General features: G+C 71.8%; 9 protein-coding genes and 1 tRNA gene. 8 read left to right on the top strand and 2 right to left on the bottom strand.

Annotated elements, in window-relative coordinates; genetic code table 11:
- Nucleotides 1–28 precede the first annotated feature (28 nt).
- Together ACFYPA_RS26775 and ACFYPA_RS26770 are read left to right on the top strand one after the other, a co-directional pair.
- Complete coding sequence (locus tag ACFYPA_RS26775) at nucleotides 29–1,675, top strand: PucR family transcriptional regulator (RefSeq protein ID WP_389134570.1); 1,647 nt, start codon at nucleotides 29–31, stop codon at nucleotides 1,673–1,675.
- 158 nt (nucleotides 1,676–1,833) lie between these two features.
- A complete protein-coding gene (locus ACFYPA_RS26770; protein WP_389134567.1) occupies nucleotides 1,834–3,177 on the top strand; it encodes a diaminopimelate decarboxylase in 1,344 nt (447 codons plus the stop codon).
- Nucleotides 3,178–3,240: 63 nt separating this feature from the next.
- On the opposite strand, the gene ACFYPA_RS26765 is transcribed toward ACFYPA_RS26770, so the two are convergent.
- Nucleotides 3,241–3,312: transfer RNA gene (locus ACFYPA_RS26765), tRNA-Cys, on the bottom strand.
- Between the two features lie 196 nt (nucleotides 3,313–3,508).
- On the opposite strand from ACFYPA_RS26765, the gene ACFYPA_RS26760 reads away from it, so the two are divergent.
- The 4 genes from ACFYPA_RS26760 to ACFYPA_RS26745 all read left to right on the top strand — a co-directional run bounded on the left by ACFYPA_RS26760 (nucleotide 3,509) and on the right by ACFYPA_RS26745 (nucleotide 7,534).
- Nucleotides 3,509–4,990 carry an MFS transporter gene (locus tag ACFYPA_RS26760; RefSeq protein WP_359082337.1) on the top strand — a complete coding sequence of 494 codons (1,482 nt, stop codon included), beginning with the start codon at nucleotides 3,509–3,511 and terminating at the stop codon, nucleotides 4,988–4,990.
- A 32-nt stretch (nucleotides 4,991–5,022) separates the two neighbouring features.
- Complete coding sequence (locus tag ACFYPA_RS26755; RefSeq protein ID WP_352126812.1) at nucleotides 5,023–5,220, top strand: Arc family DNA-binding protein; 198 nt, start codon at nucleotides 5,023–5,025, stop codon at nucleotides 5,218–5,220.
- The gene (locus ACFYPA_RS26750; protein ID WP_359082338.1) at nucleotides 5,220–5,588 is read left to right on the top strand and encodes a Fic family protein; all 369 of its coding nucleotides are present in this window, start codon (nucleotides 5,220–5,222) and stop codon (nucleotides 5,586–5,588) included. The genes ACFYPA_RS26755 and ACFYPA_RS26750 overlap by 1 nt, the downstream gene beginning before the upstream one ends.
- A 164-nt stretch (nucleotides 5,589–5,752) precedes the next feature.
- Nucleotides 5,753–7,534: a DEAD/DEAH box helicase gene (locus ACFYPA_RS26745; protein ID WP_359082339.1), complete on the top strand. Its 1,782-nt coding sequence runs from the start codon at nucleotides 5,753–5,755 to the stop codon at nucleotides 7,532–7,534.
- Nucleotides 7,535–7,622: 88 nt separating this feature from the next.
- Here ACFYPA_RS26745 and ACFYPA_RS26740 read toward each other — a convergent pair whose 3' ends face one another.
- Complete coding sequence (locus tag ACFYPA_RS26740; protein ID WP_359082340.1) at nucleotides 7,623–8,174, bottom strand: hypothetical protein; 552 nt, start codon at nucleotides 8,172–8,174, stop codon at nucleotides 7,623–7,625.
- Between the two features lie 292 nt (nucleotides 8,175–8,466).
- Between ACFYPA_RS26740 and ACFYPA_RS26735 the strand changes: the two genes are divergently transcribed.
- Nucleotides 8,467–10,098, top strand: a complete 1,632-nt coding sequence (locus ACFYPA_RS26735; protein WP_389134562.1) for a hypothetical protein — start codon at nucleotides 8,467–8,469, stop codon at nucleotides 10,096–10,098.
- 115 nt (nucleotides 10,099–10,213) lie between these two features.
- Nucleotides 10,214–12,226 carry a hypothetical protein gene (locus tag ACFYPA_RS26730; protein ID WP_359082342.1) on the top strand — a complete coding sequence of 671 codons (2,013 nt, stop codon included), beginning with the start codon at nucleotides 10,214–10,216 and terminating at the stop codon, nucleotides 12,224–12,226.
- Nucleotides 12,227–12,471: the final 245 nt, after the last annotated feature.

The following is a 12,471-nucleotide window of genomic DNA, read 5'->3' as shown; positions in this document are numbered from 1 at the left end:
CCCGGCCGGGTGCGTCCACCATGTGCGGATGCACACCTCTGAAACGGACCGCCCCGAGAGCGGCTCCACGCTGGCGCAGCTCCTCGCGCTGATCGCCGCCGGGACGCTCGACGTCGTCGTGGCGCCGCACGGCACCGGTGTGCCGGTGTCCGACGTGGTGCTGCACGACGCGGGCGAGGAGCGGGACGAGGAGGCGTGGGCCGCCACCGGGCTGGTCCTGCTCGCCGTCGGGGTGGAGGTCGCCTCGCCCGAGGCGGTCGACGTACTGCGCGCCGCGGACCGCGCGGGGGCGGCGGCCGTGGTCATGCGGCGCGGCGCCCGCGGCCCCCGCGCGGCGCTGCTGGAGGCGGCCGGGCGGGGTCGCACGGCGTTGCTGGCCCGGCGGCCCGGGCTGGGGTGGACCGAGGTGCTCGGGCAGTTGCGGACGGCGCTGGTGCACAGCGTCGCCGGCCGGCCCGGGGGCGCCGCCGGGGTGGACGGGCCGCGGCTGGGGGATCTGCCGGGCCTGGCCAACACCGTGGCCGACCTCGTCGGCGGCGCGATCACGATCGAGGACCCGCAGTCGCGGGTGCTGGCGTACTCGCGCATGGACCACGAGCCCGATCCGATGCGCAGGCTCACGATCCTCGGTCAGGAGGTGCCCCGCTGGCGGGTCGTCGAACTCCGGGAGAGCGGCTTCTTCCAGGCCCTGTGGAACACCGATGACGTGGTGCGGCTCCCCGCCGACGACCGGTACGCCGAGCGGCTGGCCGTCGCGGTGCGGCACGGCTCCGAGGTGCTCGGTTCGATCTGGGCCGCCGCCGACGGGCGGCCGCTGGCCGAGGACGCGGTGGCGGCGCTGCGGACGGCCGGCCGCGCCGCGGTCCCGCACCTGTCGCACCACCGGACGTGGGGCCGGGCCGCGGCCCGTGCGCGCGAGGGGGCGGTGCTAGCCCTCCTGGGGGGCAGCACGCAGGCGGCGTACGACGTCGGGATCGAGCGGGGCCGGCCGTACGCCGTGCTGGTGGCGGAGGCGTACGACGCCGGGGGCCCCGCGCAGGGTGACGTCGGGGAGCGGGTGCTCGACGTACTGGCCCTCCAGGCCGCCGCTTACCGCCCCGGGTGTGTGACCGCACGGTCGGGACCGCGCCTGTACGTGCTGGTGCCGGCCGCGGACGGCGAGAGCGATCCCGCAGGCACGCTGCTGGCGACGGCCCGCGCGGTGCCGCGCGGCGCGGTCCTCGCCGGCACCGGACCCGTGGTGGCGGACCTGTCGGAGCTGCCCGCCTCCCGTGACGCCGCGGAGCTGGTGGTACGGGTGCTGAGGGAGCGGGCCGCGCGCCTGCCGGCGGCCGGGGCCGGGTCGGCGGTGGCGTCGTACGCGGAGGTGGCGGCCGAGGCGGCGGTGCTGCGACTGCTGGACCGCGTCGAGCCGCTGTGGGAGGCGCTGTCGGGGCCGGTGCACGCCCTGCTGGAGCACGACCGGGCGCACGGGTCGCGGTACGGGGAATCGGTGGCCGCGCACCTCGACGCCTTCGGTGACACGGCGGCCGCGGCGCGGCACCTGAACGTCCACCCCAACACCCTGCGGTACCGGCTGCGCCGGGCCCGTGAGCTGTTCGGCGTGGACCTCGCGGACCCGGCCGTGCGGCTCCTGGCGGACGTCGGGCTGCGCCTGGGCCGACGGACGGGGTGACGCGCGCCCCGGCAGGGCGCCCTCCACATGATCGTTTCCCCGTGGGTCCGTACAAGTGAATCGCCCGGTCCTGGTCGTGGGCGACGAAGACATGGAGGGCTCCCCGCACCGAAGCTGGGCACAACACCATCGTGCCCATCACGCCATCACGTAGGAGTGTGCTTCAGGTGACTTCCGGTCCGGCCCCCCGGCGCGAGCGCGCACGCGAGGCGGCGCTCGCCCGTGCCGTCGAGGAGGGGCTGCTCGGCCCCGGCTCGCCCCTGGTCGGCCTCCTCGACGTGGACGGGGTGCTGGCCGCGGTGGACGCGCTGAACGAGGCGTTCGAGGGGCCGGCCACCGTCCACCACACGTTCGCGGCCAAGGCGTGCGGACTGGTGCCGGTACTGCGGCTGCTCGCCGAGGCGGGCATGGGGTGCGAGGTCGCCTCGCCCGGCGAGCTGGAACAGGCCCTCGCCGCCGGTTTCACCCCCGAGCGGCTGGTCTTCGACAGCCCGGCGAAGACGGTCGAGGAGCTGGAGTTCGCGCTGGAGCACGGCATCGCGATCAACCTGGACAACTTCCAGGAGCTGGAGCGCGTCGACCGCCTGCTGGCCGGCCGCGAGCCGTCCGGCCCCATCGGGCTGCGGGTGAACCCCCAGGTCGGCGCCGGTGCCATCGGGGCGATGAGCACCGCGACCGCGACGTCCAAGTTCGGGGTCGCACTGCGCGATCCGGGAGCCGTGGACGCGGTCGTCGACGCCTTCGTCCGGCGCCCCTGGCTCAACCGCCTGCACGCGCACGTCGGCTCGCAGGGCTGCCCGCTGCCGCTGATCGCGCAGGGCGTCAGCGCCGCGTACGACCTCGCGGAGGGGATCAACGACCGGCTCGGTCACGCGCGGATCACCGGCCTGGACATCGGCGGCGGTCTGCCCGTCAACTTCGCCGACGAGGACGACCGCCCCACCTACGCCGACTACGTCGCCGAACTGCGCGCCGCGGCCCCCGGACTCCTCGACGGCCGCTACACCCTCGTCACCGAGTTCGGCCGCTCGCTGCTGGCGAAGAGCGGCACCATCGGCTCGGTCGTCGAGTACACCAAGTCGTCCGGTGGCCGGCACATCGCGGTCACCCACGCCGGAGCCCAGGTGGCCACCCGCACCGTCTTCATGCCGGAGGCCTGGCCCCTGCGCGTCGGCGTGTACGACGCCACCGGCCGCCCCAAGCAGGGCCCCCTCCAGGTCGTGGACATCGCGGGACCGTGCTGCTTCGCCGGGGACCTGACGGCCATCGCCCGCGAACTGCCGGCCGTCGAGCCGGGGGACGTGGTGGCGCTGTACGACACCGGGGCGTACTACTTCTCCTCGCACTTCTCGTACAACTCGCTCCCCAGGCCCGCCGTATACGGGTATCGCATGGATTCGGACGGTCAGGTCCGCTTCGCCCCGGTCCGCGAGGCGCAGACCGTGCGCGAAGTCGTCCAGGAGAGCGGCCTCTCCCACGCGGAGGCCCTGGTGGCGCTGTGAGCGGACGGTCCGGAACGACGGACCGCCCGCCCCTCTGTGGCGGGGGCGGGCGGCTCGGTGTCGAGACCGTGACCGGATTCGAACCGGTGTAACTCGAGTTGCAGTCGAGCCCCTGAGCCTCTCGGGCACACGGTCGGGCGTCGGTGCGACGTCCTGAAGGTAGGCCGGGAGCGGCAGGGCGTACAAGGGTGCCGGCCGCCGTGCAACGCGACTGCCATGCGCCGTTCACGATCGCCGGGCCCCGCGCGCTCCGGTCCTACGACCAAGGGACGAGAACCAGGGCGACCCACGACAGGTTCCATGTCGCATTTCGCCCCTTACTCTTGGGCTCATGACCGCCCTGGAACCGCGTGACGCCGATGTCTCGCCGCGCACCGAAGACACCGTCGACGCCCTCGGGACAGCGGGGGCTCCGGTGCCGGACGGCGTCCTGGGGCGGACCTACCGGGCGCTCAGCATCGGCATCGTCTCCGTGGTGTTCCTGATCGCCTTCGAGGCGACCGCCGTGGGGACCGCGATGCCGGTCGCCGCCCGTGAACTGCACGGCATCCCGCTGTACGCGTTCGCTTTCTCGGCGTACTTCACCACCAGCCTCTTCGCCATGGTGCTGTCCGGCCAGTGGGCCGACCGGCGCGGGCCGCTCGCGCCGCTCGCCGCGGGGATCAGCGCCTTCGGGGCGGGGCTGCTGCTGTCCGGGACCGCCGGCACGATGTGGATGTTCATCGCGGGCCGGGCGGTGCAGGGGCTCGGCGGCGGGCTGGTGATCGTCGCGCTGTACGTGGTGATCAGCCGGGCCTACCCGGAACACCTGCGCCCGGCGATCCTGGCCGCGTTCGCCGCGAGCTGGGTGATCCCGTCCGTCGTGGGGCCGCTGGCCTCCGGGAGCGTGACCGAGCACCTGGGCTGGCGGTGGGTCTTCGTCGGCATCCCGGTGCTCGTCGTCTTCCCCCTGGTGCTCGCGCTGCCCGCGATCCGGCGGATGGCCGCCGGGCCCGCGGACCCGGCGGCGCCCGTCGAGCCGTACGACCGCCGGCGCATCGTGCTCGCGCTGGGCATCTCGCTGGGCGCCGGTCTGCTCCAGTACGCCGGGCAGGAGCGGAACTGGTTCTCCCTGCTGCCGGCCGCCGCGGGTGTGGCCCTGCTCGTCCCCGCGATCCGCGGCCTGCTCCCCCCGGGCACCGGCCGCGCGGCGCGCGGGCTGCCCGCGGTGGTGCTGCTGCGCGGTGTGGCTGCCGGATCGTTCATCGCCGCCGAGTCGTTCGTCCCGCTGATGCTGGTCACCCAGCGCGGGATGTCCCCGACGATGGCCGGCCTCTCCCTCGCCGCCGGTGGCGGGACGTGGGCCCTGGGCTCGTACGTACAGTCACGCCCGCGCTTCGAACCGCACCGCGAGCGGCTGATGGTGGGCGGCATGCTCCTGGTCGCCGCGGCGATAGCGGCGGCTCCGGCGGTGCTGATCGACGGGGTGCCGGTCTGGACGCTCGCCGTGGCCTGGGCCTTCGGCTGCTTCGGCATGGGCATGGTGATCGCGTCGACCAGTGTGCAGCTGCTGAAGCTGTCCGCGCCGGCGGAGGCGGGGGCGAACTCCGCGGCCCTGCAGATCTCCGACGGCCTCTCTAACGTCCTGCTGCTGGCCGCCGGAGGCGCGGCCTTCGCGGCACTCGGCGGGGGAGCGGTGGGGGCCGTGCACGAGGCGGTGGAGGCGGGCGCGGCGGGCTCGCACCCGGGGGCGTTCGCGGTGGTGTTCCTGCCGATGGCGGGGGTGGCGCTGGTGGGGGCGTGGGTGGCTACGCGGGTGCGGGTGAACGCGTAGTACTGCGTAGTACCGCGTAGTACCATCGGCTCATGGCTGGTTTGAATCTGCGGTTCACCGAAGAAGAGCTGGACGCCTTGCGTACGCGTGCCGAGGCGGAGGGGCGGAGCATGCAGTCCTTCGCCCACGATGCGGTGATTACCGCCATAAACGAACACTCCCGCCTCTTCAACGAGGCGGCGGAGCATGTGCTGAAGGCGAGCGAGGAGCTCAACCGGAGGCTCGCCTGATGCAGTACCTGACCATGCCTGAGCTGCTCAACCTGGCGGAGCGCCTCGGTGCGGCAGAGGTGCGTGACTACGGTCTGCTCGACTCGGCACTGGCCCGCCCGCAGTCGAGCGTGTTCGGCCAGGACGCCTACCCGGACGTCTGGCAGAAGGCTGCCGCACTGATGGAGTCACTGGCGCGCAATCATGCGCTCGTCGACGGCAACAAGCGCATCGCCTGGTACGCGACCTGGGTTTTCCTGCATATGAACGGCCACCCGCTGAATGTCGGCTTCGATGTGGACGAGGCCGAGCAGTTCGTGCTGGACGTCTGTCAGGGAGTGCTGGACATGCCCAAGATCGCAGAGCAGCTGCCCAGGTTTGCCAAATAGGGACGCCTCCTGTGAAGCGGGTCTCAGAGGTGCCGAACCACGGTTGGTTCGTACGGGGTTCCACCCCGCCCCCCGGTAAGGTGGCCCGGTTGTCGTATCGCGTGCGGGCCCGTCCCGGTCCGTGGACAGCACCACACGTACCCGAGAGACCCGAACCGGAGACCGTGACTACTACCGCCTCCCACCACCTCTCACCCGCCTTTCCCGGCCGCGCCCCCTGGGGCACGGCCGGCAAGCTGCGAGCCTGGCAGCAGGGCGCCCTCGAGAGGTACATCCAGGAGCAGCCGCGCGACTTCCTCGCCGTCGCGACCCCCGGCGCCGGGAAGACCACCTTCGCGCTGACCCTCGCCTCATGGCTGCTCCACCACCACGTCGTGCAGCAGATCACCGTCGTCGCCCCCACCGAGCACCTGAAGAAGCAGTGGGCGGAGGCCGCCGCCCGGATAGGGATCAAGCTCGACCCCGAGTACAGCGCGGGCCCCGTGAGCAAGGAGTACCACGGGGTCGCGGTCACGTACGCGGGCGTCGGTGTCCGCCCGATGCTGCACCGCAACCGGTGCGAGCAGCGCAAGACCCTGGTGATCCTCGACGAGATCCACCACGCCGGTGACTCCAAGTCCTGGGGCGAGGCCTGCCAGGAGGCGTTCGACCCGGCCACCCGCCGGCTCGCCCTCACCGGCACGCCGTTCCGATCCGACACCAACCCGATCCCCTTCGTCGCGTACGAGGAGGGCAACGACGGCATCCGCCGGTCCTCGGCCGACTACACGTACGGCTACGGCAACGCGCTCGCCGACGGCGTCGTCCGCCCCGTGATCTTCCTCAGCTACAGCGGCAACATGCGCTGGCGCACCAAGGCCGGTGACGAGATCGCCGCCCGGCTCGGCGAGCCGATGACCAAGGACGCCATCGGGCAGGCCTGGCGCACCGCGCTGTCGCCCACCGGCGACTGGATCCCCAACGTCCTCAGCGCCGCCGACAAGCGGCTCACCGAGGTCCGCAAGGGCATTCCGGACGCGGGCGGGCTCGTCATCGCCACCGACCAGGAGTCGGCGCGCGAGTACGCCAAGATCCTCAAGAAGGTGACCGGTGAGAAGCCCACCGTCGTCCTCTCCGACGAGAAGGCCGCGTCGAAGAAGATCGACACGTTCACCGATGACGGATCGCGCTGGATGGTCGCCGTCCGCATGGTGTCGGAGGGCGTCGACGTGCCCCGCCTGGCCGTCGGCGTGTACGCGACCACCATCTCGACGCCGCTCTTCTTCGCCCAGGCCGTCGGCCGCTTCGTGCGCTCCCGCAGGCGCGGCGAGACCGCCTCCGTCTTCGTCCCCACCATCCCCATGCTCCTCGACTTCGCCAACGAGATGGAGGTCGAACGGGACCACGTCCTCGACAAGCCCAAGAAGGGCAGCGACGAGGAGAACCCGTTCTCCGAGGAGGACAAGCTCCTCGCCGACGCCGAGAAGCTGGAGGACGAGGAGACCGAGGAGCAGCTGCCCTTCGAGGCGCTGGAGTCCGACGCGGTCTTCGACCGGGTGCTGTACGACGGTGCCGAGTTCGGTATGCAGGCACACCCGGGCAGCGAGGAGGAGCAGGACTACCTCGGCATCCCGGGGCTGCTCGAACCGGACCAGGTGCAGCTGCTGCTCCAGAAGCGGCAGACCCGGCAGATCGCGCACAGCCGGCAGAAGCCGGCCTCGGAGGCCGACCTGCTGGAGAAGCCGGCCGAGGACCGGCCGGTGGTCACGCACAAGCAGCTGCTGGGGCTGCGCAAGCAGCTGAACACCATGGTGTCGGCCTACACGCACCAGAGCGGCAAGCCGCACGGCGTCATCCACACCGAGCTGCGCCGGGTGTGCGGCGGACCGCCGAGCGCGGAGGCCACGGCCGGGCAGATCGAGCAGCGGATCAAGAAGGTCCAGGAGTGGGCCACCCGCATGACGTGAGATGACCGGGCGTACGACGCTCGCACGACGCACCGGCCCGGGGCGGGGACAGCGGTCCCCGCCCCGGGCCGGCGTCATGCGCGGGCCGCTACCAGACGTGCGAAGCGGACTGGACGGACGTCGCCACACACGGGACCGTGGCGGACGTCGGGGACGAGGCCACGATCTGCAGTGACCAGTTGGTGGAGCTCGGGGGAGTGGGCAGCACCACGGAGTTGGTGCTGTTGCCCGCCGCGAGCGTTCCGGACGTGAGCTTCAGCGGGCCCAGGGTGATCGGGTTGCCGCCGCTCATGCCGGGGTTGGTCTTGGCGGAGAACTGGACCTGACTGGTGACGCCGCCCACGGTCTTGGTGAGCTTGAGCGTCGTCGTGATGCTGTTGGGGTCGGCACTCGTACCGGCCGGCATCGTGATCGCCGAGGACGTGATCTTGATGCTCTTGGTCGTGCCGTTGTCGGCGGCGGTCAGGGTGGCGAGACCGCTGCCCCAGGAGCCGCAGTTGTAGGTGGCCGTCGCGATGAGCGGGGTCACCGCGGAGGCCGTCGGGGCGGTGAGGGCGAGCAGTCCGGTCGTCGCACACGCCGCCGCAAGGATCAGCGGCAGGCGTCTTCGGCCGGACGTGCGGGTGGAAGAGATCGACATGACGGGTGGAACTCCTTCCGGTGTGAATTCCGCGGATCCGCCGTCTCGCTGCACTCGGTGCATTCGTTGTACGTGCGGATCTGCGTGCCGGGCCCGGCATGTCGGGTGCAGTGAAACGGTGATCTTCGAAGAAGTCAACAGGTATGCGAGAAACGTCAGCCAAAATCCCTTTGGGGCATTTCCGAAAAGGATCAATTGGCTCTCTCTTGACTTCTCTGCACCTGACCTCCTCAATGTGCGCAATCAATGGTCCATGAAAGGGTGTCAGGTGATCCGACGACGAAGACCCGGTGTGACCGGTCTGCTCGCGGCCTGCTTCGTACTGTCACTGGGCTGCGTCGGGGCGACGGCCGCACCGTCCCCGACGGCCGTTCCGGCGGCGGCGGCGGCCGCGGCCGCCGGAACGGTGACCCCGACCGTGCACTGCGTCCTGCCCGCCGGACAGGGCGAGGCGACCGGGCCGCAGGAGATGACCGTCGATCTGTCGCCTGCCGTCGTCGAACCGGGCGGCAAGGTGCACGCGAAGGTGACGCTGGGCCCGTCCCCGGCCACCAGCAAAATCGCCCTTGAGGACGTGCCGACCACCATCAGCCTCGACCTCGCGATGTCCGGCGGGGCCACTGGCACCGTCACCGTGCGGGGCGCCGAGTTCACCATGAACGTCCCGGTCGACACGCCCATGGAGTTCCCCCCGTTCGAAGGTGACTTCCTGGTTCCGGTGGACGCCTCGGGTGAGATCTCGTTCGCTCCGATCCGGACGCTGACGCAGACCAAGGTGTTCGGATCGGTCTTCGAGACGCCCTGTGACGTCGTCGACGGCGGCGGTTCCATCGGCACGGTCACCGCGGAGGGCTCCGCGTCGGAGCCCGCCACCCTGACCGCGCCCGCCGCCCCGGTACGCCCGAACACCGCGGTGAAGCTGGGCGGTTCGGGATGGACCCCGGACGCCGCCCCCGTACCGTCGCTGTGCGCGGTCGGCGGAGGTGGCTGCGATCCGCTGAAGTTCACCGCCCACGCCCTGCGGATCGACTCCTACGGCACCCTCACCGGCACCGCGACCCTGGGTGAGGCCGGAGCCGTGCCCGACGGCCGCTACGAGGTGAAGGTCAACGACGGTACGAAGGAGGCCACCGCCCCCCTCACCGTCGAAGCCGTCGCGGCCGGAAACCGGGAGATGACGCTGTCGGCGGACAGCGGCCCGGTCGGCAGCGTGATCACCGTCAGCGGCCGGAACTACAACCCGGACCGCTGGATCAACGTCATCGGCCTCGATGCCGCGGGCAGCACGCTCGACGACAGCGCGGTCTACGTCAAGAGCGGCGCGGACGGCACCTTCGCCGTCGAGTTCACCGTCATCTCCGACGCCGTCGCCGCCGTCCAGGCCGACGAGGGCAACGACCCGGCGACCGTACGCACCGTCCCGTTCACCGTCACCACCGGTGGCGGCGGGGGTGGCAGCACGGCCGAGCAGCGGTTGAGCACCCAGGTCAGGGCGGGAACGCTGTCCATGACGCAGGACGGTGACACCGTCGCCTTCGGTACGACGGTCCTGGGCGCGGACAGCGGTGTGCAGAGGGCCCACCTCAACCGGGTGGAGGTGCAGGACGCCCGCGGTGTCAACAGCGGCTGGTCCCTGACCGCCACCCTCACCGCGTTCACGAGCGCCGACGGGAACACCTTCCCGGCCCGGGCGGTGCGGTGGGCACCGGCCTGCACGGCACAGGACGGGAGCGCGGGGACGCCGGTCGCCGGGTCACCCACCGTGCTCGGGAGCGAGGCGGCGAGCCTGTGCCGGATGAATCCGGACGGATCACGTCCGTTCACCGGCGGGAAGTTCGACGCCGAGGCAGGACTCGCCCTCACCGTTCCTGAATTCACCCGGCCCGGAGATTACAGCGCCACCCTGACCCTGACCCTGCTGTAAAGGGTCCGGGAAAAGCACCGACGACGCCCGTCTGTTCCGTTCGGCAAGGGAACAGACGGGCGTCTCCCATTCCGCATTCGGATCAGTCGCATTCCGTTTCCTTTGGAGGAGCCGCATGTTCGCGCATCGCAGACCCACCGGAAGACCGGACCGTTCGGCATGGCGCCGCGCCGTCGCCCTCGGTGCCGGAGCCGTACTCGCCTGGACCGGGGGAACCGTCGCGCTCGCGCCACTGGCCCACGCCGGAACCGTCACCCCGACCGTGCACTGCGTCCTGCCCGCGGGCCAGGGCGAGGCGACCGGGCCGCAGGTGTTCAGCATCGATCTGACGCCCGACGTCGTCGACCCCGGCGGCAAGATCCACGCCAAGGTGGACCTCGGTCCGTCCCCCGCCACCAGCGGGCTCAGCCTCAACAACGTGCCCACCACCCCGAGCGTCGACCTCGCCATGTCCGGTGGCGCCACCGGCACGGTCACCGTCACCGGGCCCGAGGTCAACATCAACGTCCCTTCCGGACAGTCGATCGATATGCCGCCGTTCGAAGGGGACTTCCTCATCCCCGCCAATGCGAGCGGCCCCATCACCTTCACCCCCCTGCGCAACGTCACCCGCACGAAGGTGCTCGGCTCCACCTACTCGACGACCTGCGAGATCACCGCGGGCGGCGGGCCCATCGGCACCGTGACGGCGGAGGGCAGCGCCGGCCAGCCGGCCACCCTCATCGCGCCCACCACACCGGCCCGGCCCTCCACCTCCGTCACCCTGTCGGGCAGCCGCTGGACCGTCGGCGCCACCCCCGTACCGTCGCTCTGCGCGACGGACGGCGGCGGCTGCGACGCCGGGAAGTTCGCGAGCAGCTCGCTCGCGATCAACGCCTCCGGACAGCTGACCGGCAGCGCCCAGCTCGCCCAGTCGGGCACGGTGCCGGACGGCTCGTACCTCGTGAAGGTCGGCGACGGCACGAAGGAGGCGACCGCGCCCCTGACCGTCCGGGCCTTCGTCCCCGACGGGCCCCGCGCGATCGCCCTGTCCCGTGGCAGCGGCCCGGTCGGCAGCGTGATCACCGTCACCGGCAGCGACTACTACCAGGACCGGTGGATCAACACCGTCGGTCTCGACGCGAGCGGCGCGACGCTCGACGACACGGCCGTCTATGTGAAGAGCGGCCCCGACGGCACGTTCTCCGTCGACTTCACCGTCTCGGACCCCGCGATCGCCTCGATCCAGGTCGATGAGGGCAACGACCCGGCGACCCTGCTGACCACGCCGTTCACCGTGACCGAGGCCACCGCGACGCTGTCCGCGGGCGCGGCCAAGGTCAAGCCGGGCGGGACGATCAGCGTCTCCGGCGACGGCTGGCCCTCCGGCGTCACCCCCGCCGCAGCCCTGTGCGCGGCCGACGGCAGCGGCTGCGACCCGGCCCGGATCAGCGGCTCCACCCTGCGGATCGCCGCCGACGGCACCCTCACCGGTACGGTCACCCCCGCCAAGTCCACCCCACGCGGCGTCTACGCGCTCCAGGTCACCGCGGGCGGCCAGCAGGCACTCACCCAGCTGAGCGTCGCCCCGACCTTCGTGGTCCTCACCCCGGCGTCCGGCCCCAGGGGCACCGCGGTCACCGTGCTCGGCCAGGGCTTCGCGAAGGTGGCGACCGTGTCCATCGTCGGGCTGCGGGCCAACGGTTCGCAGACCTCCGACCCGGTGCGGACCAAGGTGGTCGGCCTCGACGGTGCGTTCTCGCAGACCTTCACCGTCAACGCGGCCGACACCGTCGCCCTCCGGGTCCGTGAGGTCCTCGTCAACCCGCGTACGGAGACAGCCGCGTTCACCGTCCAGGACGGCACGGTCCCGACCGGGGCCTCCTTCGCGCTCTCGCCGCCCGAGGGACCGCCCGGCACGGTGGTGCAGGTGACCGGGCGGGGCTTCGCCCCCGTCGCCACGGTCTCCGTCACCGGACGCACCGCGGAGGGCAAACAGACCTCCGACTCCTACGTCACCCGGGTCATCGGACTCGACGGCACGTTCGCCCTCAACTTCACCGTCCGGGACCCGGCGACGAAGGCGATCAGGGCCTGCGAGGTACTCGTGAACGGAAAAACCGTCCAGCAATTGTTCACAGTGAGTTAACGCCGGTTCACCTCCGGTGTACGGAGCGTCGCGAGGGAGTCGGCCGACATGGACGCGCGTAGATCCGCGCCGTTCGGCCGACGCCCCGCTGACCGGCACTTATGTGATCCCGGTACGAGCGCCCCTTCTTGAGCGCCCGGATTCTGGACGAGGTCTTCCGCTGAGCGGACTGGCTCGCTACTGTCCCCAAAATGTGAACGCCCCGTGGCAACGCCGCCGCGGAGCGCAGCCGGTGCCTTGGCCAG

The organism is Streptomyces sp. NPDC005775 (genome assembly GCF_042871565.1).
Classification (GTDB): domain Bacteria; phylum Actinomycetota; class Actinomycetes; order Streptomycetales; family Streptomycetaceae; genus Streptomyces.
The sequence above is the reverse complement of the archived record's forward strand: the minus strand, read 5'-3'. Positions and strand labels throughout refer to the sequence as shown.

What these genes read in the sequence shown, in the direction of transcription:
- ACFYPA_RS26775 (WP_389134570.1), top strand. Translation starts at nt 29, where the DNA reads ATGCACACCTCTGAAACGGACCGCCCCGAGAGCGGCTCCACGCTGGCG.
- ACFYPA_RS26760 (WP_359082337.1), top strand. Translation starts at nt 3,509, where the DNA reads ATGACCGCCCTGGAACCGCGTGACGCCGATGTCTCGCCGCGCACCGAA.
- ACFYPA_RS26755 (WP_352126812.1), top strand. Translation starts at nt 5,023, where the DNA reads ATGGCTGGTTTGAATCTGCGGTTCACCGAAGAAGAGCTGGACGCCTTG.
- ACFYPA_RS26750 (WP_359082338.1), top strand. Translation starts at nt 5,220, where the DNA reads ATGCAGTACCTGACCATGCCTGAGCTGCTCAACCTGGCGGAGCGCCTC.
- ACFYPA_RS26740 (WP_359082340.1), bottom strand. Translation starts at nt 8,174, where the DNA reads ATGTCGATCTCTTCCACCCGCACGTCCGGCCGAAGACGCCTGCCGCTG.
- ACFYPA_RS26730 (WP_359082342.1), top strand. Translation starts at nt 10,214, where the DNA reads ATGTTCGCGCATCGCAGACCCACCGGAAGACCGGACCGTTCGGCATGG.